The organism is Bdellovibrio sp. GT3 (assembly GCF_037996765.1).
Classification (GTDB): Bacteria; Bdellovibrionota; Bdellovibrionia; order Bdellovibrionales; family Bdellovibrionaceae; genus Bdellovibrio.
In genome coordinates, this window is sequence record NZ_JBBNAD010000006.1 from 331387 (window position 1) to 355817 (window position 24431).

General features: G+C 47.3%; 22 protein-coding genes. 13 read left to right on the top strand and 9 right to left on the bottom strand.

The genetic code is table 11. From position 1 onward, the window contains the following. Positions 1–157: 157 nt before the first annotated feature. Entirely contained in the window at positions 158–988 is an 831-nt protein-coding gene (locus AAAA73_RS16910; protein ID WP_340599675.1) for a C1 family peptidase, read from the top strand. Between the two features lie 23 nt (positions 989–1011). Further along, entirely contained in the window at positions 1012–1665 is a 654-nt protein-coding gene (locus AAAA73_RS16915) for an HD domain-containing protein (RefSeq protein WP_340599676.1), read from the top strand. Between the two features lies 1 nt (position 1666). On the opposite strand, the gene AAAA73_RS16920 is transcribed toward AAAA73_RS16915, so the two are convergent. Both AAAA73_RS16920 and AAAA73_RS16925 read right to left on the bottom strand, forming a co-directional pair. Beyond that, positions 1667–2350, bottom strand: coding sequence for an RluA family pseudouridine synthase (locus AAAA73_RS16920; protein WP_340599677.1), 684 nt, complete (start codon positions 2348–2350; stop codon positions 1667–1669). Beyond that, positions 2347–2940 carry an RlmE family RNA methyltransferase gene (locus AAAA73_RS16925; RefSeq protein ID WP_340599678.1) on the bottom strand — a complete coding sequence of 198 codons (594 nt, stop codon included), beginning with the start codon at positions 2938–2940 and terminating at the stop codon, positions 2347–2349. Before AAAA73_RS16925 ends, AAAA73_RS16920 begins: the two co-directional genes overlap by 4 nt. Before the next feature lie 104 nt (positions 2941–3044). On the opposite strand from AAAA73_RS16925, the gene AAAA73_RS16930 reads away from it, so the two are divergent. Next, positions 3045–3254, top strand: a complete 210-nt coding sequence (locus AAAA73_RS16930; RefSeq protein WP_340599679.1) for a hypothetical protein — start codon at positions 3045–3047, stop codon at positions 3252–3254. Here the strand turns inward: AAAA73_RS16930 and AAAA73_RS16935 are convergent. From AAAA73_RS16935 to AAAA73_RS16950, 4 genes are all read right to left on the bottom strand, one after another. Further along, on the bottom strand, positions 3251–4510 hold the full coding sequence (locus AAAA73_RS16935; RefSeq protein WP_340599680.1) for an MFS transporter: 1260 nt from the start codon (positions 4508–4510) through the stop codon (positions 3251–3253). The two genes, AAAA73_RS16930 and AAAA73_RS16935, sit on opposite strands and share 4 nt — an antisense overlap. 88 nt (positions 4511–4598) lie before the next feature. Then, positions 4599–4826 carry a hypothetical protein gene (locus AAAA73_RS16940; RefSeq protein WP_340599681.1) on the bottom strand — a complete coding sequence of 76 codons (228 nt, stop codon included), beginning with the start codon at positions 4824–4826 and terminating at the stop codon, positions 4599–4601. A 116-nt stretch (positions 4827–4942) separates the two neighbouring features. Then, positions 4943–5743, bottom strand: a complete 801-nt coding sequence (locus AAAA73_RS16945) for an alpha/beta hydrolase (RefSeq protein WP_340599682.1) — start codon at positions 5741–5743, stop codon at positions 4943–4945. After that, positions 5743–7374 (bottom strand): ABC-F family ATP-binding cassette domain-containing protein, encoded by a 1632-nt coding sequence (locus AAAA73_RS16950; RefSeq protein WP_340599683.1) that lies wholly within the window; start codon positions 7372–7374, stop codon positions 5743–5745. Before AAAA73_RS16950 ends, AAAA73_RS16945 begins: the two co-directional genes overlap by 1 nt. 450 nt (positions 7375–7824) lie before the next feature. Here AAAA73_RS16950 and AAAA73_RS16955 point away from each other — a divergent pair, with 450 nt between their 5' ends. After that, positions 7825–9729 carry a DEAD/DEAH box helicase gene (locus AAAA73_RS16955; RefSeq protein WP_340599684.1) on the top strand — a complete coding sequence of 635 codons (1905 nt, stop codon included), beginning with the start codon at positions 7825–7827 and terminating at the stop codon, positions 9727–9729. A 264-nt stretch (positions 9730–9993) separates the two neighbouring features. Continuing rightward, entirely contained in the window at positions 9994–10716 is a 723-nt protein-coding gene (locus AAAA73_RS16960) for a hypothetical protein (protein ID WP_340599685.1), read from the top strand. Positions 10717–10762: 46 nt separating this feature from the next. Here AAAA73_RS16960 and AAAA73_RS16965 read toward each other — a convergent pair whose 3' ends face one another. Then, the gene (locus tag AAAA73_RS16965) at positions 10763–11131 is read right to left on the bottom strand and encodes an STAS domain-containing protein (protein ID WP_340599686.1); all 369 of its coding nucleotides are present in this window, start codon (positions 11129–11131) and stop codon (positions 10763–10765) included. A 217-nt stretch (positions 11132–11348) separates the two neighbouring features. Between AAAA73_RS16965 and AAAA73_RS16970 the strand changes: the two genes are divergently transcribed. The 5 genes from AAAA73_RS16970 (at position 11349) to AAAA73_RS16990 (ending at position 17149) form a co-directional block, all read left to right on the top strand. After that, the gene (locus AAAA73_RS16970; RefSeq protein WP_340599687.1) at positions 11349–12719 is read left to right on the top strand and encodes a TolC family protein; all 1371 of its coding nucleotides are present in this window, start codon (positions 11349–11351) and stop codon (positions 12717–12719) included. A gap of 40 nt (positions 12720–12759) precedes the next feature. Beyond that, on the top strand, positions 12760–13278 hold the full coding sequence (locus AAAA73_RS16975) for an asparaginase domain-containing protein (RefSeq protein WP_340599688.1): 519 nt from the start codon (positions 12760–12762) through the stop codon (positions 13276–13278). A gap of 78 nt (positions 13279–13356) precedes the next feature. Next, positions 13357–15453 carry a hypothetical protein gene (locus tag AAAA73_RS16980; RefSeq protein WP_340599689.1) on the top strand — a complete coding sequence of 699 codons (2097 nt, stop codon included), beginning with the start codon at positions 13357–13359 and terminating at the stop codon, positions 15451–15453. Between the two features lie 25 nt (positions 15454–15478). Next, entirely contained in the window at positions 15479–16042 is a 564-nt protein-coding gene (locus AAAA73_RS16985) for an outer membrane beta-barrel protein (RefSeq protein WP_340599690.1), read from the top strand. A 42-nt stretch (positions 16043–16084) separates the two neighbouring features. Further along, complete coding sequence (locus AAAA73_RS16990) at positions 16085–17149, top strand: hypothetical protein (protein WP_340599691.1); 1065 nt, start codon at positions 16085–16087, stop codon at positions 17147–17149. Here AAAA73_RS16990 and AAAA73_RS16995 read toward each other — a convergent pair. Further along, positions 17143–17982: a CvfB family protein gene (locus AAAA73_RS16995; RefSeq protein WP_340599692.1), complete on the bottom strand. Its 840-nt coding sequence runs from the start codon at positions 17980–17982 to the stop codon at positions 17143–17145. The genes AAAA73_RS16990 and AAAA73_RS16995 overlap by 7 nt on opposite strands. Before the next feature lie 9 nt (positions 17983–17991). After that, positions 17992–19014: a lipoate--protein ligase gene (locus AAAA73_RS17000; protein ID WP_340599693.1), complete on the bottom strand. Its 1023-nt coding sequence runs from the start codon at positions 19012–19014 to the stop codon at positions 17992–17994. Positions 19015–19192: 178 nt separating this feature from the next. Here AAAA73_RS17000 and AAAA73_RS17005 point away from each other — a divergent pair, with 178 nt between their 5' ends. The 3 genes from AAAA73_RS17005 to dbpA are packed head-to-tail and all read left to right on the top strand — an operon-like array spanning position 19193 to position 24431. Further along, the gene (locus AAAA73_RS17005) at positions 19193–20410 is read left to right on the top strand and encodes a hypothetical protein (RefSeq protein WP_340599694.1); all 1218 of its coding nucleotides are present in this window, start codon (positions 19193–19195) and stop codon (positions 20408–20410) included. Positions 20411–20419: 9 nt separating this feature from the next. Beyond that, positions 20420–22984 carry a hypothetical protein gene (locus AAAA73_RS17010; protein WP_340599695.1) on the top strand — a complete coding sequence of 855 codons (2565 nt, stop codon included), beginning with the start codon at positions 20420–20422 and terminating at the stop codon, positions 22982–22984. Positions 22985–23033: 49 nt separating this feature from the next. Then, complete coding sequence (dbpA, locus tag AAAA73_RS17015) at positions 23034–24431, top strand: ATP-dependent RNA helicase DbpA (RefSeq protein WP_340599696.1); 1398 nt, start codon at positions 23034–23036, stop codon at positions 24429–24431.

The window sequence follows — 24431 nt, forward strand, 5'->3', positions numbered from 1 at the left end:
AGGTGAAACCCTACTGCGGCAGTGATGACACTTTAAACATGCAGGTAAAAATTATCTTCACAAATGTGATTTAGCTCGTGGGAAACCGCTCACTTCGCCGTCAATTGGCCGCAAGTTTGCAAAAATACTGGGCGATATTAAATTCGAAGGATGAAAAATGACATTTGTGATCCGCACTCTATTTTTAACTGCTGCCCTTCTTTGCTCGGTGTATGTGACCGATGCCAAGGCTGACGTCAAAACACTGACCCACTTGCAAACTCCGGTCAAAGACCAGGAACGTCGCGATACATGTGCTTACTTTGCCGTTTCGGCTTTAGTGGAAAGTGCATTTAAAAAACTTACTGGTGAAGACTATGACATCTCTGAAGAATACGAAGTCTTTCGCCATAAAATCATCAATTCATGGCGCCCCGAGGTTGAATTCGGAAACACCTATGACATCTTGGCGAGTCTAAAAAGTGATATCTATCTTTTTGAGGAAGCCCAGCTTCCCTATCAAAAAGAAAGCCCTGACTTCACCAAACCACTTAGCGCGCAACAAATGTCATTTTATAACCTGAGCCAAAAAACAACGCCGCACGTGAGCTACAGAAGTTTGAATTTCAAACAACTGTCACAAATGCACGTGATGCGCCCGTGGTCAGAACAAGTGATCAACGAACTAAAACAAGACCGCCCTGTAGTGGTGACGTTGAATGTGGCTATTCCCTTGATCAACGATCAAAAAGGTACGTTCACTATGAACCCAGAAGTTGCCGAGCAATGTGCCAGCGGTAAGATCTCTTGCGGAGGCCATGCGATCCTGTTGGTAGGTTATGATGACCAACGCCGTCTTTTTATGTTTAAAAACTCCTGGGGTCCTAAATGGGGCAACCAAGGATACGGTTACGTGACCTTTGACCATGTCGACAACTACTCGGATCAACTGTTGACTGCGTATTTTGACAAGTTTACCTCTCCTTCCGTGAAACGAATGAATCCGTAATTCAAAATCAAGAGATGGAAATCATGAATCAGCCACAGCCAGAATTTGACGAAAAAAAATGGTTCCATCTTTTTAAAAACAAGGCCCGAGTGCTGTACCCAAACTCGGACCCGGCCCATGATTTTCTGCATATTCAAAGAGTCGTCAATACCGCAAAATCTTTGTGTGAAACCGAACACGGCCAGTGGGAAGTCGTGATGCCTGCGGCGTTCTTTCATGACTTTATTAACGTACCCAAGAACGATCCACGCAGGGCCTATGCCTCGGCTCTTTCTGCCGAAGCGACGCTTGAGTATCTGAAATCCATCGGCTATCCAGAACAGTACTTCAACGACATTCGCCACGCGATCGAAGCCCACAGCTATAGCGCCAATATCAAACCCATAACTTTAGAAGCTAAAATCGTTCAAGATGCTGATCGCTTGGATTCCTTGGGCGCCATCGGCATTGCGCGCTGCTTTGCCACAAGCTCGCAGATGAGCCGCCCTTTTTATTCTGAAGAAGACCCTTGGGCCGAGCAGCGCGACCTGGACGACAAGAACTACGGCATCGACCATTTCTATCAAAAGCTTTTCAAACTGATTGACCACTTAAATACGGACACGGCAAAAAAAGAAGCCCAGCACCGTGTGACATTTATCAAAGAGTATCTGGCCCAAATCAAACGGGAAATATGATCTAGATTTCCTGAATCTGAACAATAGAAGGCAGTTGGAAATCAGCAGCATTTGGAGCTTTAGAGAAATCAATTCTGTAGGCCCGAAGGGCAATCGAATCTTTACCCGTCCACGGCTGCTTGGAGCCGTACAATGCATCGCCCACAATCGGGAAACCGTGCCGACTTAAATCAAAACGCAGTTGATGCGATCGTCCCGTGACCGGCTGCAAATCCCATTGCAAATTTCCCTTGTCGTCGATCCCTAAAAACTGAGCCAAGGTTAAAGAGTCTTTACCCTCAGGACTTTCAAAGGCCCGGCGTTTGCCACGCAGAATTCGGGACTTCCATTCAAACTTCTGCCCTTCACCGATCGCGAATTTTTCGCGGGAATTCTTAACGTTTGCTGGAATATGGGAAAAATCCTGAGTCGTTGTCAGTGCACGGTACGTCTTGCTGACGGTTTTATTTTCGAACCAGGCATTGGCTTTACGATGCGCCTCGGGATTTTTGGCGTACATAACCAAACCAGACACTTCAAAATCCAGGCGATGTACCGGATAAATCTGAACACCCAGCTGTTTTTGAAGTGCGATCCCCAGACAATTGCGCTCGTCTTCGGCTCCCATGCGACTTGGCGTCGACAGCACTCCTGCTGGCTTATCGCAGATCACAAAATGGGAGTTCTCGAAAACGATCTGAATCATTTCTTATTAAGGCCGATCAAAAAGATCTCTTTGGAAATTTTGCGAGTCGAATCCGGCTTCATCACTTCGCACTTGGCAAAGGACTTTTTAATTTCTTCACGAAGCTTGGCAAAGTCATCACTGTGAAACAGTTTGCAGACAAAGTGACCGTCTTTACGCAAAAACTTACGAGCTACGTCCAAAGCAAGTTCGCACAGCTCCATGGAACGAGCTTGGTCCGTCATACGAATGCCCGTCGTTTTTGGAGCCATGTCTGACATCACGATATCGAACGGAGGATGAAATCCATGATCTCTGAAAGTATCTTCCAAGTTCAAATCACGAAGATCAGCCTGAATGAAAACCGCGTTGGGCAACTTCACAGTGACCGGACTCAAATCCACACCCAACACACGGCCCTTGGCACCAACAACTTTAGATGCGTATTGAGACCATGAACCGGGAGAAGCCCCAAGATCCAAAACTGTCTGACCGCTGCCTTTAAAGATTTTGTATTTCTTGTCGATTTCTTCAAGTTTGAAAACGGAGCGAGCCGCGAAGCCCTCTTCTTTTGCTTTTTTAAAGTATCTATCGCGCGGATTATAAGTCATATCGTAGGGTTATGTCCGCTTCAGGTTGCAAAGTCCATTATTAAATTTCACATTCCCTTTTCACGAAGAATGCTTTAAAAAAGATACATTCCAGGAGGCCTTAATTGAATCTGATCATCGCCATGAGCATTTTCTTCGTTATCATCACCATGATCTTTGTAGCGATCGCAGTGTTTTTGCCGGAATGGATGGGAATTACCGGGAAAAAAGCCAAAAAAATTATCGAGGAACAGCAGTCGACCATTCCTGAGGAGACTTCAACTTCCGACAAAGTCCCTCAGACAAATAAAAATAACGAACAGAATAAACCTTAGTGTTGGTTTTCCGGCTCTTTAACCATAGCCAGAAGACCACCGCCCACGACAAATAACACCAATAAACCAATCATCCCCAGACGTGAGTTACCGGTGATCGTGACCGTGAAGGCGACGATAAGCGGCCCCAAAATCGAAGCAAATCGTCCCACTAGGTTGAACAAGCCAAAGTACTCGCCACTTTGATGTTTGGGCGCCATTTTACCAAACATGGAGCGGCTGAGCGATTGAACTCCCCCCTGCACCATTCCTATGATCACTGCCAAAAGATAGAAGTGCCATGCCTGACTCATCCACATCGCCGCCACAACCGTGATTCCATAAACGACAATGCAGCATAAAATGGGCGCCTTGGTGCCGAAGCGTTTGGTCACCGTTCCAAAGAAATAAGCACAAGGAAAACCGATAAACTGCGTGATCAGCAAAGCCGCAATTAAATCCTTAGAGCCGAGCCCGATGGACATTCCATAATCCACGGCCATGGTCATCACAGTGTATACACCATCGATATACAACCAGTAGGCCATCATGAATATAAGCAGATTGCGTTCCTTGAACATCAGCACTTTAAACGTCGCCTGGAGCTTCACGATACTGCGATTGGTGAGCTTCCAAATATTTTCACTTGAAATTTCAACCGACGGTTCTGGGACATTGCGAGCCAGTGGCATCGAGAATACAAACCACCAAACAGCCACCGTCATAAAGGAGATCTGCACTGCCTGAGTGCCATCCTTCAGACCAAACCAGTGTGGATTCAAATGCATCAACACATTGACAAGAAAAAGAACACCGCCGCCCAAGTAGCCCAGTGAGTACCCCAGTGAAGAGACAAAATCCATCTCCTTGGGTTCCGCCACATAGGGAAGCAGGGATTCATAAAACACACAACTTGCGTTGAACGCCATCATGGCAATGCCATATGCCAAAATAGCACTCCACCAATCCCCGGCAGGAATGAAAGTCATCCAGCCACAGGCTACAACCCCGATCATCATAAATGCCAGACAGAATAATTTTTTGAAACCTTTAAGATCTGAAATCACGCCCAGCGTGGGACTGAGCATGGCGATCACCAGACTGGAAATGGAAATGGCCGTCCCCAAACGTGCTGTGGTCACGGTCGGATCAACACCCTGACTCCAGTACATTTTAAAGAAAACAGGAAAAAATCCCGCCATGACTGTGGTGGAGTAAGTGCTGTTCGCCCAATCGTAAAGAGCCCAACTAAATATCTTTTTTTTACGGTTATCCATGATCAAAGCAGATCATAGTTTCTGACTGAAAGGGAGCCCACATCGTGTCAAAAAAAACGCTGGCTTCGCAGCCAGCGTCCATTTCTGATTACTTTTTGATTTCCTCTGCCACTTCATTGGGTCGGCCCAAATCATTGTAGAGGTTTACAGCCCCTATGGCCGTCAGTGTAACGCCGATGACCACATACATTACCACTGCTTTCCGATTTTGATTGAATACATAACTAAATACGCCCGCGATCACTATTAGTGGTCCCATAACGACCATGGACGAAACAATCTGACGGAGTGCAAACACTCCCAACTCAGAATTCATAACCCCCGCCTACGTTCAAGTTTGGTTACTCTTTCCTACAATCTTCTATTTTCCGTATAACTTATCGGCAGGACTTAAGTTGGCTAAAGCAAATAAATTTCAAAGTTAGGTCGCATTTACGACTCAAAAACGGAAAGAACCGTGGACGGTTTTGATACAACCGTCAGATGATTTAAACCCGCCGCTAAAAGCAGAGGATGGGCCAGGCCTTCAAAGATCTCCATGTGCCGCGGCCCCAAGACCACTTCGTCACGGTCGCCCGTAATAAGAGATAAGGGGGTGTTTCCTACGTGCAGTCCAAGAAGTAAATCTTCGGGAACCACCGCTGCACGAATGAACTCCGCACTGTAGTGAGTTTTCTCTTCCCCTGTTTTAAAGGCCTCGGGGTAATTGACTGAAAAACCGTCTCGATTCTGGTCAAAGATAATCCAACCGCCAAGGTCCTCTGTCAGAGCGTGAAACGATTCCGGCAAATAGGGAGCAATCGCCACGAATCTTTGAAACTGCCGGCCAACATCACTGACTGCAATTCGCAGAGCAAATCCACCACCCAGCGAATGCCCGGCAAGAGTCATGTTTTTAACCGAAAACTTCATGCGAAGGTGAATGATCAACTCTTCAAGATCGATTTCAAGTTGATTGGGAGCGATATTATCAGAGGCTGAAAGACTGGCACCATGACAGCGAAAATCCGGAGTGATCACCTGAGCAAAACCCGCCTGAGAAATGGCGCTGGCCAACGAGCACATATAGCGGCTGTCCCCACCAATTCCGTGATACAAAATCACCAGATTTTCAGAACGAGCTGGGTAAAAGCGATAGGACAAAAGATCCTTTTGACGAGTGCGAAACACTTCCTGTGGAGCCAAGCGGTCCACAGGAATTTTGAAATCGCGCAGGTCAAAAGCGAGCTTCATTAGCGAGCACCCGCTTCCTGTTTCTTTTTATGAATATAGTAGTCGTAGTCACCCTCGTAGATACGAAGTTGATTTTTATCCACCTCGAACACACGGGTTGTGACTTCACGCAAGAAGTGACGGTCATGCGATACGATCATCACGGTTCCTGGGAAGTTCTTAATAGCTTCAAGTAAAATCTCACGAGACACGATATCCAAGTGATTCGTCGGCTCATCCAGGATCAGCAAGTTCACCGGTTGCGCCAGGATCGTTGCCAATACCACGCGAGATTTCTCGCCCCCGGAAAGGATCGAGATTTTCTTTTCAGCTTCCTCGCCAGAAAATTTAAAGGCACCCAATAAAGAGCGCACAGTGCCCATCCCGGCGTTCGGCATGCGCGAGTGAACCTCGTCCACAATCGTCGCCTTCGGATCCAGAACATCCAAAGAGTTCTGAGAGAAGTAACCCAGGTTGATGGAAGCACCCAAGGCACAAGTGCCTGCTGTAGGGTCTGCTTCACCTGCGATAATTTTTAGAAGCGTGGATTTACCCGCACCGTTCACGCCGACAACCGCAATACGGTCCATGCGTTTAACCAGGGCATTGGCACCGGAGAACACGTTTTTCTCTTTGCCATCATCGCGCTTCCAGATCTTGGAAAGACCTTCAAACTTAACAACCTCATCCCCACCACGTGGAGGTGTCGGCCATACGAATTTGATTTCGTTTTCTTCAACTGGAACTTCGATACGATCAATTTTTTCAAGTTTCTTAACACGAGACTGAACTTGCGCCGCATGGGAAGCACGTGCTGCAAATCTGGCAATAAACTCTTCCTCTTTCGCCAGCATATCTTCCTGACGTTTTGCTGCCGCGATCAATTGCTCCATACGGATGTCGCGCTCTTTTTCGTAGAAGTCGTAGTTACCACCGTAAACAGTGATGGTCTTGTTCGCGATTTCAACGATTTTAGATACGATGCGGTTCATGAAGTCACGATCATGCGACGTCATCAAAACAGCACCCTTGAAGTTTACCAACCACTCTTCAAGCCAGATGATGGATTCAACGTCCAAGTGATTCGTCGGCTCGTCCATCAGCAGGACTTGCGGGTTCATCACCAGAATTTTCGCCAAAGCGATACGCATTTTCCAACCACCAGAGAAACTCTCTGTCGGACGGTGATAGTCATCAGGACCGATACCAAGACCTGTCAGGATTTCAGCTGCGCGGGACTCAAGGTCGTAGCCGCCAAGGCGCTCAAACTCACCTTGCATCTCCCCGTACACTTCCAGGATTTTCATCATCTCATCCGGATCCAAATCCGGATCAGAAAGCTTGGCTTCGTATTCCTGCATCTTCACTTGCATGTTGCCGATGTTGCCGATCGCGGATTTAACTTCCTCAATCGCAGAACGCCCGCGCATGTCTTCGATATTTTGCGAGAAGTAACCGATCACAGTTCTATCGGATTTGGAAACCGTTCCGTCGTAACCTTCCTCTCCCGTGATGATACGGAAGATTGTGGTTTTACCTGTACCATTCAAACCGACCAGACCGATTTTCTCGCCGTCGTTGATTTGGAAGTTACCGTTACGATAGAGAACTTTGTTCCCCTGCTGCTTTGTGATGTTTGATAAGTGAATCATGGTCCCTTTTATAGCTCGAATTTCATCGAGATGCGCCAAAATTTTTAATTATTTACATCCAGGAACTCGAGGCCCCTGTTTGCCAGGATTTTAGGCAACTTAAAAAGTATAACTGACTTTCCCTTAAGGTGCCCGAGTTCTGATGACCGATACCACCGGAAGGTCAAGCTAGGTGCTGGTCTTAAGCTGGAGTGCCAGATTGGAATCAGGTATCGCGAGGTGGACTTATTTACTCGCACTCCCCGAGAAGCTCTATAACGGTCGCGAGCTGTGTAAGTGTCTGAAATACTCTCAGTTTCTGCAAATAGTTCATTATTATTGCAATTAGGGAATATATACTGAGCTTTTAAGCTTGAGTTCGTGTATCTTCCGGCCTTCTTAGAGCATATACCAATACCCCAAAAAGTTTTGGCCCTTTGGTTAAGTGCTCCTCTAACTGAAAGGCTCCCTGTGACTCCTCCTTTAACTACTGTCGATACATTTGAAAGCTTTGGTCTTAGCGCTCCGTTGATGGATGCGATGAAAGACATGGGCTTCTCAACTCCGACGCCCATTCAAAAACAAGCTATTCCTTTGCTATTAGGCGGAGCGAACGATTTCATCGGTCTCGCTTCTACAGGAACTGGTAAAACCGCTGCATTCGGTATCCCTCTTATCGAAAATCTGGATGCAACAATCAAAGACACTCAAGCTTTGGTTCTTTCCCCAACTCGTGAGTTGGCATTGCAAGTGGCAGAGCAATTGGCTTTGCTAGGTAAGAAAAAAGGCATCCGCGTAGTAACAATCTACGGTGGTGCTTCTTACCGCACACAACTTGATGGCATCAAACGTGGCGCCCACATCGTGGTAGCGACTCCGGGCCGTTTGGTTGATTTCCTTGAACAAAAAATGATCAAGCTTTCCAAAGTTCAAACAGTGATCCTGGACGAAGCAGACGAAATGCTTTCCATGGGTTTCAAAGACGCTTTGGATTTCATTCTTTCTGCCACACATCCAGACGACGCCGCTTCTAACGAGCGCGCAGCTTGCAGAACTTGGTTGTTCTCTGCGACAATGTCGACTGAAGTTCGTCGCATCACTGAAAAGTACCTGGAAAATCCAGAAACAGTAGCTGTGAACAAAGTTGGCTCCACTGCTGAAACTATCGAGCAAGTTTACTACACAGTTAAAAACATGCACAAAACAGAAGTTGTTTCTCGCTTGTTGCAAACGTTGCCAGAGTTCTACGGTATCATCTTCTGCCAAACTAAAATGGAAGTTGCTGATCTTTCTGACACTTTGTCTCAACGCGGTTTCGCAACAGACTCTTTGCACGGTGATAAATCCCAGCAAGAGCGTGAAGCGACTTTGAGAAAATTCAAATCCAAGCAAGTTAAAGTTATCGTAGCGACTGACGTTGCGGCTCGTGGTTTGGACATCAAAGACCTTACACACGTTGTGAACTACAACTTGCCTTGGGATGCTGAGTCCTATGTTCACCGTATCGGTCGTACTGGCCGTAACGGTCAAAAAGGAACAGCGATCACTTTGGTGAACTCTGACCAATTGACTCTTCTACGCCGTGTGATGAACACGACAAAAGCGACTTTCACTAAAGGTGTTGTACCTTCTGCTGACGAAGTGGCTGGCCTTAAAATCAAGAACGTATTGGATAAAGTCGGCGCAATGAAAGAGGAAGACGCTTCCCTTCAATTGGCTGCTGATTTGATCCAGGACTTGACTCAGGCTGATGACATCAACTTCAAAGATCTTTCCAAAGAAGACTTACTAGCACGCTTTATCGTGGCGTACTTCCCTGACGTATTCGTTAAAAAAGACCTGATTTTGGATTATATGGGCGATCGTATCCCTCGCGAATTGTTGCCTCGTGATCCTAACGACAACCGCTTCACACGCAGCCGTGATGGTGGCGGCCGTGATGACCGTCCTCGTACAGGTGGCGGCTTCCGTGGTAACCGTGGTGGTTTCCGTGGCAACCGTCGTGAAGATGGTGACCGTCCAAGATTCAGCGACCGTTCTTACCAAAACGACGCTCCAAGTGAAGGTGCTGGCGCACGTCGCAGCTTCCGTGGCGCTGATCGTGATGGCGGTCGTGATGAGAATCGTGGCAACCGTGACAGCCGTCCAGCACGTGAAGGTGGCGCTAGCGCTTCTTTCCGTGGTGACCGTGACAATGGTGGCGGTTCTTTCCGCAGCCGTGATAACGGTGGTGGCGAGCGTCCAGCGCGCCGTCCATCTTTCAACAGCGACACTGACGAGAGCCGTGGCAATCGTTCAGAGCGCAACGATCACCCAGGGATCAAAAGAACCCGCCCAAGCAGCGGTGCTTCTGCTTCCCGTCGTTTCCGTGATTAATTAGTATTTAAAGTCTCTATAAAGTCTCTATGTGGGCGACTTCAAGGGTCGGTGAAAATTCACCGGCCCTTTTTTTTGGTCCTGCCGGAAACGGTAACGCAAAGTTCGTCGGTGTCTCAGATTTAGACACCCCAAACCGGCCTCAAAACGAAATCGTGAGGTCTTGAGGTGGCACCTTATCTGCAATTGCTAGGACCCATGACAAAGCTAAACAAGAAAACACTCATTTTAGCCGGCCTTATAATCTGTAACTTTTCAGCTGCTATGGCATCTGTATCATCGTTCAAAAACACGACGATCAGTGACGAAGCCTATGAAATGGAATCAGAAAATCTTTCGGAGCAGGATGCAGCTGCCATTGACGTCTCCCGATCCCTAAAAAAGATCGGCGCCGATAAGGTTTGCTCCTCCCTGGTTGTCGACAAGGAACAGGAAGGCCGATACTACAAGGCCGTCGAAAAAGCTTTTGGCAAATACCAATTTCCACTTCTTTTGGAAGGGACTCGGGATTTAAAGGCCGCTTGCCCTAAATACCCGACTCTTTCGCAAAAAGAGAAAGAGGAAGTCTGGACTGTTATTATGGGCGCCACTTCGTTTTATGAAAGCTCCTGCCGCCTTTTGGGTGCTCGCCAAGGTGGGCCTAATGGACAGCTGGGTGGACCTTTTCAGCTTCACGTTGGCAAGGAAAGAAACTACGGAAAGCTTTGCCGCAATGGAGATGCATTAACCAAAGACGAAAACCGTTTTATCCCATGTGTACTATCCATGCTTGAAGGATATTTTGGAAAACAGCAGAAAAAGGGACAAGAAATCAAACTCTTCCCTCCTCGCCAGGCCAGCGCAACATACTGGGAGGTTTTGCAGTCGAATGCGGCTAAACATCATCGCGTGACGGTCACTGACGCTCAAGGCGGCAAAAAAGTGGTTCGCGGTAACGGCTCTGACTTCGTAAAAATGGCGATCAAGGACTACAAGTACTGCCACTAACAAGAATTTTTAATAAAAAAAGGCTGTCATTAAGACAGCCTTTTTTTTATGCCGCACGCGGAAAAGACAAGAGTGCGGCCTTCAGATCATCCGCCACTTCCAACCCCCGCACAATTCCCATTCTCAACAGCTTTTCACGTAGCGGACTCTTCATTGAGCAAAGCCTCAAGTCCGCCGGTTTTGCGCGAATGTCCCTTTGCAATTGGGCAAAACTTGCTAAGGCCTCCGTCGAAATTCGGTCAATGTTTTGAAAATAGAACACGACCTGGCGCACTTCCTCTTTGGAAAGAATTTCCTGACGACAGGCTTCCAGTGCTGGCACCACCCCGGGAGTCATTTCCTCTCCGGTAAAGGACACCACGAGCATCCTGTTCTTATGACTTATACTGTAATTAAACGACTTCTGATCTTCCAACGTACTGCTCCTCGAAATCGGTTAGGTTTATTTTGTTTTGTACCCTCAGTTTAGCAGCTCAAAAACGGTTGAAAAGAATTCCCCTCACCCGATCTCAAAGCCACACGAAAAAGTGAATTGTTTTACGATGTTTAGGAGAGTTTAGTTCTTATTTTCAGAGATAATTTGACTTCTAGTTAGGTACCAAATAATTTTTGAGCCCTCTAAGGGGACTCAGATGAATCATTCCAAAATGAGAAATTTGGCAGCTATCGTAATCGCGACGGTTATCACCGCAACTTCTTACGCGGCGAAACCATCGCAACCAACTTCTATCACCATCAACCCACGCACTTTGAAAACACGTTTGCTTGAAAACAACGTGGATCTTGCAGTGCAAATGAACAATGTCTTCAAAGCAAAAGACTCTGTGGATCGCGCCCGCCGCAATCTGCTTCCGGGTATCAACCTGGGCGCAGCCATTGACAGCAGTGCGAGCTTTTCACTGGCTTCAGTAACTATGCTTTTGCCATTCCTGCTTCCAAGCAAATGGCTGGATCTGCGCGAAAGCCAGCATGTTCTGAATGCACAGGGTGAGTCTTACTACATCTCCCAATTGAATACTTATTCCTCCGCTTACTCTTTGTATTCAACGATCCAGGGTGACATTGAACTTCGTTCGATTCTTCAGTTCCAATACGAGAACTACAAAAAGATCGAAGACATGATCCAAATGGCTGTGGATGCCGGCATGAGAGAAAAATCTGAACTTTTGCAAGTTCAGGCGCAAACTCAAATGTCCAAAATCCAAGTATCACAAATGGACGTTTTGATCCTTCAGGAAAAAGCGGCGATCCGCGAAATGCTGGCTTTGCCACTTTCCACGGATATCAAAATTGAATCTTTCCACATCGGCTCCTCCTCTGCTGAAAAAGAACCTTTGCAAAAAACTGTGGACCTGTCCTTGTCCCGCTCACCGGAACTTCGTCAGCTTTCCTCTATGCTAAAAGCAACTGAAGCCGGCAAATGGAGTGCCTTCTGGTCGTTCCTGACGGGCGCAACTTACGGCGCATCCCGCGGCCCTACGGGTGCTTTTGCGGATGCTGAAGGCAGTGGTTCTGCAACTTTCAATTTCGGTAACTTCCTGATCCTAAAAATCGGTAACCGCGAATTGGATGCAATCCGTCTGCAAAAGAAACAGATCGACTTTGACCAGGCTAAAATGGTTGAGACGACTGTGGGTTCATTGCGTGAAAGCCAAATGCAATTGTCGTTGGCAAGACAGGCTGAAGAAAACCTGGAAGCTTTGTACGATGCGGAACTTCAAAAATTCCAAATGGGCGCGACAGATTTGTTGCACGTTTTAAGTGCAGGGAACAACCTGACTGCTGCTTATACGAATCGTGTAAAAGCTCAGACAAACCTGGACACATTGCGCGTCGGCTTGCACCGCATGATGATTACCGACCACTTCGGCTTGATCCAAAAGTGCCAAATCTATAAAAAAGGCACTGGCGGTCTTACAGGTAAATTGGGACGCATTTTCAATCCTAAAAAGGACAGCATGTCCTTGGACCAAGCTTGTGGTCCGCAAGTCAGCGAAAATTAGTAGCTAGTTCGGAGATCTTAGCATAGGATCTCCGACATATATGGGAACTCCAGTACAAGACGTTGTAATTATCACGACCGGTGGCACGATTGAGAAAACCTATAATGAGTTCGATGGCTCATTAGAGAATCGTGGCACCAGCATCAAGAACCGCATTCTTTCCAAATTGCGTTTACCCTATACAAATATTTCGGTTTACCCTTTGCTTAGCAAAGACTCATTGTACATGAACGACGAAGACCGCTCTTTGATCTGCGCGACCGTTAAGGACCAGATGCAACGGGGCTGCCCGATTGTCGTTCTTCATGGAACCGATACCATGCATATTTCCGCAGAATACTGTTTCAAGGAAATTGGAAATCCCAATGTACCCGTGGTCTTCACCGGCGCGATGATCCCCATGGGCTTTGATGACAGCGATGCCACTCAGAACGTCACAGAGGCCATGTTGGCTGCCAAACTTTTGAAACCGGGATTCTATATCGCCTTCCACAATCAGATTTTTACTGTTCCAAATGTTCGCAAGAATCGCGAAAAAGGCACCTTCGAACAGACTTAAAGTTCGTGTAAGTTACCACAGGACCACCTCAAATCCAGCCCTATCCCGTACCATCCTACTATAAACATGGAGGGGATCATGGGGCTAAAAAGTAAGTTGGCCGTTTGCTTTATTCTTCTATGCGGTGTTGTTACAAATGCCGCAAAAGATACCAAAACCGACACAGCAGCAGCAGCTCCGAGCCGTAATTGGCCCATAGAAGTTTCCCTGGATTCAAAACAAAAAGTAACTTTGTTTCAGCCACAGGTTGAAGGCATTGATAACAATCTCATCACCGCCCGCACGGCTTTCAAAATTCAAAAGGGCGGTAAGGATTCTTATGGCTCCTTTTTGATGAAGGCAGACAGTCTGATCGACAAAGATCAATCCACCGTGACCTTAAGAACCATTAAGGTCGCTGATATGCAGCTTCCCGGAGATTCATCCCAACGTCAGGAACTGACCCGAGAATTTGAGAAGGCACTAAATAAAAAAGAACACGTCCTGCCATATCGCAATGTTGTTGCAAGCCTCGAACTGTCATCCGTGGATAAAAAACGCAAATCCCCGCAACTAAAAAACGATCCTCCACAAATTATTTTTGCGACATCCCCTAGTCTGTTGATCATGATCTCTGGAAAACCCGTTATGGGACCTTCTGGTAAGTACAAAACACCGGAACGCGTTGTTAACACCAGCGCCTTGATCGTCGCAGATGGAGATAAAAACTTTTACCTGTGGGCTTTAAACAAATGGTTCTCGGCCCCTTCTGCGACCGGACCCTTTGCACCTGCCAAGTCTGCACCGACTTCGAAAATTACGATGGTCAAAGACGAGCTGGTAAAAAGTAAAACTGTCGACCCCTTGGAAGGACGTACGACCCAGGGTAACTCCATCTATCCTCCCGGCGTAACTCCAAAAATATTTATTGCCACTCAACCCACAGAACTTTTGCAAAGCGAAGGGGATCCTAAATTTGCGGCAGTTGAAAAAACCGGTTTGCTCTATATGTCCAACTCACCGAACTCAATCTTTCTGGAAACTTCATCACAGATTTACTTTTCTTTGATTTCCGGTCGCTGGTTCAACTCGAAATCCCTGCAAGGACCTTGGAAGTATGTGCCTGGCGACAGTTTACCCAAAGACTTCGCAAAAATTCCAACGAATAGCCCCGTGGCAGAGGTCTTGGTCTCGGTACCAGGCACTCCTCAGGCTAAAGAATCACTAATTACCAGCAGTATTCCGCAAACTGCGCAAGTGGCACGCTCGTTAAAACCAAAGGAACTTAAATGTGATGGTGCGGTAAAGTGGCAAAAGATTTCATCAAGCTCCCTTCAATATGCAGAAAATTGCAACACACCTTTGATCATGGTGAATCCACAGCTCTACTACATTGTTCAAGACGGTGTTTGGTTTAATGCTTCCAAAGAGTCCGGTCCTTGGGAGGTTTCCATTGCGGTGCCTGATCAGATTTATCAAATCCCCACCTCCTCTCCGCTTTACTATGTGACGTATGTGAAGATCTACAGCACCAGTGCTGACTACGTAGTTGTGGGTTTCACGCCAGGATATCATGGCACCTTTGTATCTGCTGACGGGACCGTCGTGTATGGCACCGGCTATTCCTATGCACCTTATACAACAGCAACCGCATGGTACCCGCCACCAGAAACCTACGGCTTTGGTGTCGGCTATGGCTATGGGTACGATACCGGATTTTTCATGGGATTCTCGATGGGTGCGGTCATGTATCCCTGGGGTTGGGGATCCTGCTGCTGGGGCGGAACCTATGTGAATATCGACGTCACCAACATCTACCATAATTGGGGCAAAACTTCCGTCATTACCGGTTCCGGTGGTCACGGAATGATAACTCACACAATTGGAGACACAAAGTTAGCACGTGGAATTGGTAGCGACAATCTTTACGCAAGTCACGATGGCGGAGTTTATCGTCGCAATGGCAAAGGAGATTGGTCACAATACGAAGGACCCAACACCTGGTCCCCCGTTCAAAAACCCGATAACATCCAAAACCTGGAGCGCAATCATGACGCTCGCACATCCCGTCCAGATACACCCCAAGTCAATCACAGCGCCGGTCCCCGCTCCCCGGCTTCCAGTACGAACCTCCGCGGCGGAATGCATGCCGGTGGAGGTGGCTTTCGCGGTGGTGGCGGTGGATTCAGACGTTAATTTCAAAACCAAAAAGGAGATATGAATGAAAAAATACTTTATGGCACTTTTCGCAATGTTACTTTTCCACTCACAGGCTCAGGCCGCTTTGGATTACGGTTTGGAGTTGGGCGTCCGCCAGCAAAATGGTGACGCTTACGGGCCTGTCTCTACTGAATCCCGCACGGGATTTCAAGGCGGGGCCTTTGTTCATCTGCCTTTGGAAGGCAATGTGGCGCATTTTAGAACTGGCCTGCTGTACACACAACGTCCCCTACAAACCAGAAGTGACTCAACAGGAACCGAGATCGATTGGAACTTGGATTACCTGGACATTCCGATCGCGGTCCTTTTCAAACCCCATGAAAAATTCGGTGTCTATTTTGGCTTTATCGCCTCTATCAATATCTCAAGTTCATGCTCTGGCAGCCCGGACTGCCGAGTGGATAGCATCGATACACCGGCCTTCCCGATGGTTTTCGGCGCCACCTTCAAATTCAACCCGACGTTTGGACTTCACTTCTATCTTGATGCCAACAACTCCAATGTCGCCCGTGGATTGGCGGACTACAAGTCCGTTGGCTTAAATGCGATGATCTCATTGGATTGATTTCAAAGAACCGTGCTGAACATCGCCGTCCTGCTTATTACGATGATACTACCGGCACTGTCCCAAGGCTCATTGTTAATGACTCCCGTGGGCAGTGCCGAAGCTTTTCTTGGAAACGCAGGAACCGCACTTGCCTGTTCAGCAGGAAGCACCGTCTACAATCCTGCGGGAATTGGATTTTGCCAAGGCAAGGTCAACGTCTCGGTCTCTGGTTCCTCAATTGCCTACCAGGATTTGGATAGCGCCGCTTTTCAACGGGAAACCGGTACTCTGAAATCCGGCACACTTTTAGCTTCGGCCATTCTTCCCTATAATGAAAACATTCACACAGGACTCTTTTACATCTATCCCACCAACACCGACAACTACATCCGCATCAGCAACAACGACGGATCAACACTGACCGGAGAACTTGAAAGACAGATGGCCATGGGTGGTCTGGCCTTTGGCGGACTCGTGAATTCAAAATGGGCCTGGGGTATCAGTGTCGCCATGAGCTGGAGCGAGTTCGCCAAAGACATTGTCACCAATACAGAATCCGCTGGAAATTGGACAGCACTCACCGAAAAAACAGTTGAAACTGAAAACTACATCCTGCTGAAACCCGGAATCCTGTGGCAAGCCACTGACGGCTACAATATTGGCGCCACTCTTCAATGGCGCGGTGTCAGCATTTGGGCCGAAGGTGAAATGTACCAGAATCAAATGTCTACCGGGCAAAACACCAAGAATGAAACTTTCCGTCGCTATACGCCTCACACCGACAGCATTTTTGGATTCACGCTGGGTCAGGCCTTGCAGTTTAAAAATCAGGAAATTTTATTGGATCTTAGTTATGCGTCCGAGTACGTCGCTAGCAGCGAACTGTTCAATGCATCGGTGGGATGGAAAGCCCCTTTTGTCCAGGACACGAATTGGCTCTGTGGAGCGAGCTTTACCAATACCACTGACCAGGAAAACATTTTGCTGAGTGCGGGAATTCAAATTCAACGGCGAACTTACGAGGGAAATATTGGTCTATTTTACCAGTACCTGAAAAATAAAGATGTCGGAGCTGTTAACTCCGACACGTTGGGATTTCTTTATTCCTCAGCGATTAACTACTGAGAAGATTTATTAAGGTAGATCCCGTCATCCTTCACGGTGATGATGCGCTTTTTATACAGATCACCCAAAGCCATTTTGTACTTTTTCTTACTGACGCCGAACATGTCATAGATAAGATCGGCGGAGGTTTTATCATTGATAGCCAGATATCCGCCTTCTTCACGCAGACGCGCCAGAATCATTGGACCGATATCTTCAGAGCTTTGGTGCCCCAGTTTTTGAAGAGCCAAATCAATTTTCCCGTCTTCACGAACTTTTTTGATATAGCCTTTCAATTTTTGACCATGCACCAAACGATCAAATATCTCGTTCGTGTAGATCATACCCCAATGTTTGCCATTGATGATGGCCTTAAAACCCAAGTCTGTCTGTGCTGCCACGAACAGGTCCACTTGCTGACCTTCCTTGTAGTCTCCAGCTTCCTTGGAAATATAGCGATCCAATCGCATTGAGGAAGAAATGCGATCTGTTTTATCCAGATAAAGATAAACGACAACAGCCTGACCTACGCGCAGATCGCGGGTTTGTTCAGAGTACGGAAGGAACAAGTCCTTGCCCAAACCCCAATCCAAAAATGCACCCACATTTTCAACGGATTTAACCATCAGATGAGCAAACTCACCCACCATGGCTTTAGGTGTTTCAGTCGTTGCCACCAAACGGTCCTCGGAGTCAAAGTGCACAAACACTTCAACTTCATCGCCCACTTGCCATTCGTCTTTTACATAACGGCGAGGCAACAGGATTTCACCATCATCGCCGCCATCCAGAAACATTCCGAATTCGGCTTTTTTTACAGTTTTTAATTTATTCAATCGGCCAATATCAACCATGGCACTTTCCTATACTTCAATATTTTTAATCAACCACGACTCAAGTTCATTGAGCTGAGGCTCCAGGTCCGGGAATTTCTTTACTAAAACCGCAAATACGGTTTTCACACTGTCCCCGTTATAGTGTTTGCCTGTCAGTTCCTGCTGCATGCTTTCAATCAACGCCGGATACAGGCAATCCGTGTAAATCTTTAGTTCCTTGATCTCGGCGTCGTTAACGACAAAATGAAAATCAAAGAATCCCAGGCTCAGGTATTCATCCATCTTGTGAGTGAATTCCAATGTCGAACCATACAGCCAGTCCCAGGAAGAAAGTCTGTTATATTGCTCCTTCAATTCCGGAATTTCAGGCAAAGACTCCATAGTGAGCATGATGATTTCAGCTTTGGCATTATAGAACTTCTCAAAGGATCGGATCATCGCTTCAGAGACATTGTCGTGGTTAATGTCCTTGGCAATTTCATTCAAATTGGTCACTCGCGCCCGAACAGATTCCTTACCCTTGGACTGCAACTTCTTTGGATTCGGCGTCAGGTAATTTCCCAATCGGGTCAGATCAGCACGCAACAACAAAGTCCCATGATGGAAAGCACGGTCCTTTTTTTCACGGTAAGCACTGCCGCTAAATTTACGTGGACCATCGTGGAACGGCACCATTAAATCGTTTCTACCGGAAGCTTCGCCCGTGATTCCAAACTCCTTCAGGGCATCAAAAATGATCTGCACATTGTTTTCGCGGCGATAGCCCTCTTTGGGCGACAGGAACGTGAAGTTGGTATTGCCCAGGTCATGGAATACAGCCCCCCCTCCCGTCGTTCGACGAGCCAAATGCACATTATCATTCTTCATCTGCGCCAGATTGCATTCTGACCACGGATTTTGGTTGCGACCTATTACGACGGTCTCTTCGTTTCTCCACAAAAACAGAATCTGACTGGATGGATCCAAGTTATGGAAAATCCATTCTTCGGTCGCCAGATTCAAATGCGGGTGAAAGCTGTCAGAAAGAAATACCTTCAAGGTCGTCGTCATAGTGCCCGCAATCTAGCAGAAATCTAAAAAATTTACCAGACTATCGAACACCTGCAGTGAACAGGAGGGATTACGAAAAAATCGTTAACAAAGGCACTAGGATAAACATTCAAATACGAGACTTTTTTACGCATATCGGCTATAAGGTTCCGAACGCAAAAAACTTCGCGGAGAACACGTGAAAACTGTCTTGATGACTCTGATAGCCAGCAGTTTCATTTTTAGCGCCACTAACGCTTGGGCCCTGCTATCCACGGAAACTCTGCCTGCGGGAATCAGCAGCCCCTCGTTCCGTTATGGGAATCTGGATGGCATCAGTGAAAGATATACAGAGGACGGCACCCTGGTCAAATTGGGGGACTATAAATCCGTTAACTTCGACGCTCAGACCCTTCAAAAATTCAACGCCGACGCCCAAAAACTGATTAATGCCTTAAATAAATTTGGTGGCGCCAAGCTCGGTGACAAACTGAATCTGGGAGTTCTGCGTGTTGAAACCACGCCCCATGTGAACTATTTCTCTCCCGTCTTTGCCCATGGCTTGACCGAAAAGTGGACTCTCGGCATGGGGGTCCCCTTTGTCACCTACACCAACAAGCTATCCCTGTCCCAGCAGTTTTCGAACATTGATTACTACCGCCAACAATTTTCCGGAATCAATGCCGAGCTGGATCAAGCCCTGGCAACGGACCTAGGTAAAGCCACCAATGAAACGCTGGCAAAAAAAGGCTATAAAAAGCTGGCGGATCAAAATGATTCCTTCGTTGGCGACGTGCAATTGGTCAGCGTCTTCAAGTTTTTTGATAATAAAAAAACAGCCTTAATCTATCAGGCGCAGATCAATTTACCCACGGGTCCCGCCTATGATTGTGACAATCTGGCAGCACTGAATAATTTCGGCCGCACGAATGTAAACAGCACTGTTGCTTATTCCTACAAGTTCTCAAAATTCACTGCAGTCCCATTTTTAAGCTATATCCTGAACGTTCCCGATCAAATCACGGAGCGCGTTCCCTCAAATCCCGATGACACCCTGCCAGATGCGGCTAACAAGGAAACCATTTCCCGTCAAATCGGGAACTCGCAAATTGCCGGCGGCAATTTGTTCTATGATATGAATGACCGCTTTAGCTTTGGAACGGGCTATGAATATGCAAACAAGGAAGCGGACTCCTTTCAAGGCACCCGCGGATTGCGCTATGATCTGCTTTCGAAAAATACTCAGTCCAACTATCACAAAGTAAAAGCGCAGATTATTTACTCTACTGTTTCATCGTACTTTAAGAAACAATCTTTACTTCCAATGATTGCATCGTTGGAAATTTCTGACTACGCTAACGGTGTCAACGTTGAACGTCAACTGGCTCAGGAATTCAACCTGATGCTTTTCTTTTAAGGGGGTCGCATGAAAAAAACGCTGCGTATTTTTTTGTCGACGACTCTCCTGCTCGCGGGCTGCGCCCCTAAAGTACAAACTCCCAATTTAGGCGGTGGTGTCCAGACATTTGGACCGCGCTATACTGACGTCAATTTGCGTGAACGCCTGCGTGAATCCGATATTTCAAAACTGGATGTCAGTTGGACCGGAGAGGTTTCGACTTCGAATTTCTTCCGTCAGGCTCAGAATATTCACAATCTGGGCGTACTGACACAGAACTCGAAACTTCGCGACAAGGGCATTTCCTTGATCAAAAAGTTCTATGCTCAACCTAAAACAGCATCGTATCAGGCTTTGGCATTGGCGCCCTATGCGACCTTGGCAACGGCGCAAACCAGAGCGGAAGTGACTGAAACCCTGGACGAGGTCCTGGTGGATCTGGTCAAAGCCAAATCTGTTCTTCGCACCCATCTTTTGAAAATGGGTCAGGAGTATGGCTGGGCCACGCGCCCCGTTCGCGTCGATGTCCTGATCAAGCAAGTTGAATACTTCACTGAACACTTCCTGGGGCAACTGCACCTTTTGGGACTGACTCCCCCGGTTGAGGATGGTCTGCGCACTGAAATCACTTTGCAGACCAAGCCCTATTTCGCGAAAATGTCTGAATTCACACAGAAGTTCTACGGCTCTAAAAACTTCTTTTTCAATCTAAAGCTGATTCAGCAATTGACCGTGGATTTTGAAGTGACCTTGGAGCCCGAGACAAGCCGCCAACTGGATCAGGGTTTGCTGGTGGGCCGCGGAGTGGAACAAATCCGTGACTCCCAAGGTGCACTGACGGTCTTGATTGATGTTTGGAAAATGCTGACGCCTGATGAGCGCAAGGAGTACTTTGCTCCGGCGAACGAGGATCTTTACAGCTTCTTACGCAAACAGGACGACAAGGAATTGAAGTGCCTGCGCACCCCAGGGTGCAGTGGTGGAATTATTGATGGTATTGCCAAAAAGGTCTTCATCCTGCCAAAGATTGAAAAGTTTGGCGTTCTGAAAATCCGCAATTTGCTGAACGATGCCGCTCGTGACTATCTGATCACGTTTGTTGAACAATTCGCTTTGACGTTCATTCGCGACATTCCCGCAGTCTTTGCTGACAATATCGATACAGGCATCGATAAAAAATCCGTGCAGCTGCAGGACGTGCAAAACAACTATGAACCTTATGTTCGTAAAATCCTGAATCAATGGTCCGCGAAAAAATTGGCCAAATCAAATGGCATGGTTGCCGGCTTTGAAACCCCGACGGTGCAACTGAACCTGACAAAGTCATCTCCGCTGACCATTGCGAGTCTTGGCACTCCAGCAATCTTACAGGCCAATACAGCGGGCTCCTCGATCATGGCACGTTCGTTATTGATGGAGAATGCCGGCGATGCGGATATTGGCTTACAGACCGCTCTTTCACAGATCAACAAGCTGATCACTATCGGCGGATACCGCGACATCAATGATCGCCTGGTTCCGGCGTTGCTTTCCCCTGTTGAAAAAACAAAACAGCCTTTGGATTTGATGAGATTGTCTGAAACGACTTTCTCATATCGTATTCCAGACAAAGTGACCTTGCAGGATCCGTTTCATGTGAATCCTGGAATGGATTATGCCAAGGACTTCTCGGCGGCTTATTTTGCCGAACAGATTGAAGGCCTTAGTCACATGCTTAAAATCACTGCCGACTGGAAAACCAGCAGCTTTGATAAATACCTCACACCGATCACTGCCAACGAACTTGTGCCGCACTTGAACTCTCCGGAGCTGAAGCGCACTTTGTTCCCGAAGGATATGTTCTTTGCCCTGAACGTGGGTGACATCGCAGTGCTCTTAAAAGACATCACTAAAAAAGCCACTCCGGTTTTCCTGGTGACCTTGGATAATAATATCATTTGGGCAGATCAATATGCGACCAGCAGTGAAACGGCCATCATGGGTGGTATCGTTGACATGAAGGACGGTGTGAAATCAAACATCGTGCGCTCCGTGGACGTTTCAAAATTCCTTTTGGCTTTGGCTGAATTCCTAAAAGCCACAGAAGGCGTTGAAAAAACCAAATCCACAATCCTGACTGACAAGGACGCTTCGGGCAGATCCAGCCTGGATGAACTTATTGAGGGGCGCAAGGATATCAGGCTTTTGATTCTGTCCTTGGCAAACTTCATTTCCAACCAATTGGTGAATCAGGATTCGTTGGTTCAATCCCAATATATCCTGAAAGAGTTTAAGCGCTCGAATGTGGTGCCTTACCGCGCCTATGAACAGGCCTACGCCATTCGTGCCCTGCTGGCAGCCTGGAAGTTGACGAAGATTGATGCCTACCTTTGGAGTGCCCAGGAAATTTACTTTGCGATGAATAAACAACTTTTCAGCACCGAAGAGCAGTTTTACGTCAATGGCGACGGCAGCAAACTTGATTTCCCTCAAAAAGTGGCGACCCTGGTTGCATTGACCGAGCTGGCTCCGCACCTGCCCAATGAAAGTGTCGTGCAATTGTCAAAGATTACGAGCCCTTGGCTTCAAGCCTTAGGGAACCTTCAAAACTAGAATTTCCCGGACTGTTCTGCTATATTGAGGACCTTCCGGGAGTCTTAAATTGGATACTAAAGCTACATTTTCAGCCTTGAACCTAAAACCAGAGCTATTGGCAGTTGTCCAGGAACTTGGGTTTTCCTCCATGACTCCCATCCAGGAACAAAGTATTCCCGTCCTTTTGAGCGGCAAGGATTTGATTGGTCAGTCAAAAACAGGAAGTGGCAAAACGGCTGCTTTTATTTTGCCGATTTTAAATCAGCTGGAGCTTCAGCAAAAAACCGTGCAAGCAGTGATCATCTGTCCCACCCGTGAACTTGCGACGCAAGTTTTGACGGAAGTGCGCAGACTGGGCAGAAAACTTGAGGGTCTGCAAACCATGTCCCTGACCGGTGGCGCGCAGACAGGCCGCGAACAGCAGCAGGAACTTGAAAAAGGTGTGCAGATCGTGGTCGGCACCCCAGGACGTATTCTGGATCTGGCTGGCAAGGGTCGTCTGTTTCTGGATGATGTGCGAACTGTGGTTTTGGATGAAGCTGATAAAATGTTTGATATGGGCTTCATCGTCGAAATCAAAAATCTGATGCAGGAACTTCCCGCACAAAGACAAACGGTTCTGTTTTCCGCAACTTTTTCCGAAGCCGTTCTGGATCTAAGCCGCCGCTATCAAAAAAATCCGGCCCGAGTCACAATTCAGGAAGCTCCCGAGTCTTTGCTGATTGAAGAAGTCACCTACGAGTCTGAAGAGGCTAATAAAGCTGATAATTTGATGCGCGTTCTGCAACAGCATCAGGCCGAATCCTGTATCGTATTCTGCAACACCAAAAACTCCGTGAACGATCTGATGAATCGCCTTGCTGATTTAAAAGCCAGCGCCACCTGTCTGCATGGGGACCTGGAACAACGCGATCGTGAACGTGTGATGGCGATGTTTAAAAATGGCAGTTACAAAATCATGGTGGCCACCGATGTGGCCGCCCGCGGACTTGATATCGAAAATCTGGAACTGGTGATCAATTACGACTTCCCTCTGCAACCGGAAACCTACGTTCACCGCATCGGTCGTACGGGTCGCGCGGGAAAATCCGGCGTCGCGGTGACTTTGATTTCAGCCCGCGACACTTTGAAGTTGATTGAAATTGAGCAAATCACAGGACGAAAATTCCAAAAGCCCACGCTGGGATTTAAAAATCAGTTTGGCCTGAATTGGGAATGGAAGCAGTCCCCTATGCAAACCGTGATGATCTCCGGCGGTCGCAAAAACAAGATTCGCCCTGGAGACATTCTGGGTGCACTGACAGGTGCTGCCGGCGGCTTGAAAGCCACGGATATCGGAAAGATTGAAATGCATGATACGTATTCGTATGTCGCAATCAGGTCCGATAGTGTGAATCACGCCCTGAACAGCCTGCGCAATGGTAAAATCAAAGCGCAAAAGTTCCAGGTCAAAATCCTGAAATAA